The organism is Cardiobacterium sp. (assembly GCF_057314735.1).
This window is the reverse complement of the sequence record NZ_DBHKZK010000079.1, coordinates 1-3,836: the sequence shown is the minus strand read 5'-3', so window position 1 is coordinate 3,836 and position 3,836 is coordinate 1. Positions and strand designations below refer to the sequence as shown.

2 protein-coding genes are annotated in these 3,836 nt (G+C 60.3%); both read left to right on the top strand.

Translation table 11 applies throughout. The annotated features are described in order from the left end of the window. Window positions 1-253 precede the first annotated feature (253 nt). Window positions 254-2,416, top strand: coding sequence for a sensor histidine kinase (locus tag ACO54Z_RS11875; RefSeq protein ID WP_485997204.1), 2,163 nt, complete (start codon window positions 254-256; stop codon window positions 2,414-2,416). Next, window positions 2,413-3,786, top strand: coding sequence for a sigma-54-dependent transcriptional regulator (locus ACO54Z_RS11870; protein ID WP_485997203.1), 1,374 nt, complete (start codon window positions 2,413-2,415; stop codon window positions 3,784-3,786). Before ACO54Z_RS11875 ends, ACO54Z_RS11870 begins: the two co-directional genes overlap by 4 nt. Window positions 3,787-3,836 lie beyond the last annotated feature (50 nt).

Below are 3,836 nucleotides of genomic sequence, written 5' to 3'. Positions count from 1 at the left end.
CCCCGCAGGGCGAAGCCCGCTGGGGGGGTGGGTTGGGGTGGGGGTGAGCGATATTGCCCAAGAGCCAAAATGGCGATTTTTCACGTTTGCTGCCCCCACCCCTGCCCTCCCCCACGGGGGAGGGGGCATATCGGCGGATTTCTATTCTTCAGTTCACTACACAAATTACGTCAAACAGGTTTATTTCAAATTTATTCCACATATACATACACCTGAGCGCTCCACCTGTATGTAAACCAGACCGCACCCACACATGACCACCACCACCCGCCACCTCAACGCCCGCCGCACCGGCATCATCCTGATATGCAGTATCTTCGCGCTGCTCACTCTCATCAGCATCCACCGCTTCGGGCAGGCAGCGATGAGCGGCCAGCCACTGCAAAAAAGCCACCTCGTCCTCATCAACATCACCATCGCCGGCCTCGGCATCTTGAGCCTCATCACCTTCTGGCAAATCATCCGCAGCGCCCGCAACCACCGCCGCAAAAAAAAAAGCAGCCTCGGCTTCTACTACGGCTGGCGCATCTTCACCACCGCCATCATCCCCGCCGCCATCATCGCCGCCTTCAGCTGGCAATACCTCACCTACGACCTCGGCAAAGTCTTCAACACCCGCATCAACAACGCCCTCGACAACGCGCTGCAACTGACCCGCACCGCCATCGCCATCCGCACCGGACAGGCGCTCGAACAAACCCGCATCCTGCGCCAGGCAATGGGCGACATGAACCAGGCCAAACTCATCGCCAACATCGAGCCATTACGCCGCCAGACCGGCGCTCTGGAGCTGGCCGTCTTTGACCTGCAAGGCACCATCGTCGCCTACAGCAGCGTTGACACCGGCAAACTCATCATCGAAGCGCCGAGCACCGCCGCCATGCTCAACGCCACCGACGAACAAGAGCACTTCGAATACGGCGAAAACAACGGCGAATACACCATCACCGTCCTTACCATCATCCACAAACCCGAAAACACCTTCTACCTGCAAGCCATCTACACCATGCCGGAGGCGTTCAACAGCCAGGCCGAAAACGTGCGCGAACAATACCGCCAGCACCAAAACTACAACGCGCTGCAGCCGCGCATCCGCGCCAACATCATCCTCGTCTTCTCCACCACTATCCTCCTCACCGCGCTCATCATCATCTGGCTCGCCGCCCACTTCAGCGAACGCCTGAGCCACCCGCTGCGCACCCTCAGCCGCGCCGCCTCCAACATCGCCGAAGGCAACTACCACGCGCGCATCACCGAACTGCCGCACAACGAACTCGGCATCCTCGGCCGCCAGTTCAACCACATGAGCCAAAACCTCGAAGAAGCGCGCGAGACCAACGACCGCGTACAGCGCCTGCTCGTCGAACAAAAAGCGCGGCTGGAAACCATCATGGACAACATCACCGGCGGCGTCCTCACCCTCGATGGCGGCGGCCGCCTCCAAAGCTGGAACCAGAACGCGGGCAAAATCCTCGACCTGCCGCTGGCGCGCCTGCACAAAACCAGCCTGCCCGAAGCCGACAAACCCAGCGAAAACAGCTACCAGGAACTGATGCAGGCGCTCCTGCCCTACATCACCGCCAACCAGGAAAACTGGCAACAAGAAATCACCCTGAACCGCCACGGCGCGCGCAAAATCCTCATGTGCCACGGCAGCCGCCTGCCCGACACCAACAAACGCGGGCGCAACGGCCACGTCATCGTCATCGACGACATCACCGAATTCCTGCACGCACAGCGCAACGCCGCCTGGGAAGAAGTCGCCAAACGCCTCGCCCACGAAATCAAAAACCCGCTCACCCCCATCCGCCTGCAAAGCGAACGCCTGCAAAACCGCCTCGCCGACAAACTCGCCGACGAAAAAGACCAACAAATCCTTGCCAAAGCGACCGGCACCATCATCGACCAAGTCGAAGCCATGCAACAAATCGTCGCCGACTTCAGCCAAATCGCCAAACCCCTCGAAACCCGGCGACAAAACCTCCAGCTGAACCCGCTCCTGCGGCAAATCGCCGAACTCTACCGCGAACAACACCTCGAACTTGACCTGCAAGAGCCGCTGGGCGACATCAGCGCCGACCCCGTCCACCTGCGGCAAATCCTCATCAACCTGATGAAAAACGCCATCGAAGCCACCCAAAACCAAGACAACCCGCAAATCCGCTGGCGCACCCGCCAACAACAAGACAACCTTACCCTCGACATCGAAGACAACGGCCCCGGCTTTGCCGACCTCAACAAAGACCCGTTTGAACCCTACGTCACCAACAAACCCAAAGGCACCGGCCTCGGCCTCGCCATCGTCAAAAAAATCGTGCACGAACACGACGGCACCATCAGCGCCGGCCACAGCCGCGACCTCGGTGGCGCCAAAATCACCATCACCCTGCCCATCACCACGAGCCAAACCCCATGAACGACAACCCGAACACCCGCACCGAAATCCTCATCATCGACGACGAAACCGGCATCCTCGACACCCTGACCGACATCCTCGGCGACGAAGGCTACACCACCCACACCGCCGCCAACGCCGAAGAAGCGCGCCAACAAAACCTGCAACACAAACCCCAACTCATCCTGCTCGACATCTGGATGCCCGACACCGACGGCATCAGCCTGCTGCGCGAATGGCAAAACAGCGGCGCGCTGCAATGCCCGGTGGTCATCATGAGCGGCCACGGCACCATCGAAACCGCCGTAGAAGCCACCAAACTCGGCGCCTACGACTTCCTCGAAAAACCCCTGTCCAGCGCCAAACTCCTCCTCACCGTGCAGCGGGCACTACAAACCCACAACCTGCAAACCCAAAACGCCGCCCTCAAAGCCAAAATCAACCCGCCCGCCGAACTCATCGGCAAAAGCAGCCAAACCCAAGAGTTGCGCCGCCAGGCGGAGCACCTCGCCGACCAGAACATCCCGCTGCTCATCCACGGTAACGCGGGCACCGGCAAACAACACCTGGCGCGCCACATCCACCAAAAAAGCGCCCGCCGCGACGCGCCCTTCATCAACACCAACCTCGCTGCCATCGACAGCAACGACATCCCCGCCATCCTGCTCGGCACCCACAAACGCCCCGGCCTCATCGCCCAGGCGGGCAGCGGCACCCTGTACCTCGACGAAATCGGCAACCTGCGCGAAGACATCCAGACCACCCTGCAACACCTGCTGGAGCACCACGAATACTACCCCGGCGACAGCAGCGGCGCGCAGACCAGCGAGGCGCGCATCATCGCCGCGACCCGCCTGCCGCTGAACATCCTCAAAGAACGCCTCACACCCGGCCTCTACGACCACATCACCATCGCCACCATCGGCATCGCCCCGCTCGAACAACACAGCGAAGACGTACCCGAACTGCTCGACTACTACAGCCAGCAGTACGCCGACAACGAACAACTGCCCTACCGCCACTTCAGCGTCGCCGCGCAAAACCTCTTGCGCCAGCACAACTGGAGCGCGGGCAACATCCGCGAACTGAAAAACCTGGTGCAGCGCCTCTTAATCAACAGCGACGAACCCGAAATCAGCGCGGACGAAGCCAAAGCGGCACTACTGCCGGGCGAACACAACAACCCGGACAACCTCTGGTCACAAATCATCCCGAAAGACATGACTCTCAGAGACGCGCGCGAAGTCTTTGAGCGCCAATACCTGCTCGAATACTTCCGCGACTGCGACGGCAACATCGCCAAACTCGCCAGCAAAGTAGGGATGGACCGCACCAACCTCTACCGCAAACTGCGCAGCCTCGGCATCGACCCGACGCACAAGCCCAAATAGACTTCCTTCCAAACTATAACTTGCACGGCAACCCGACAAAATTCCAAACC

Coding starts and splice junctions, on each gene's coding strand:
- ACO54Z_RS11875 (WP_485997204.1), top strand. CDS start 254: ATGACCACCACCACCCGCCACCTCAACGCCCGCCGCACCGGCATCATC.
- ACO54Z_RS11870 (WP_485997203.1), top strand. CDS start 2,413: ATGAACGACAACCCGAACACCCGCACCGAAATCCTCATCATCGACGAC.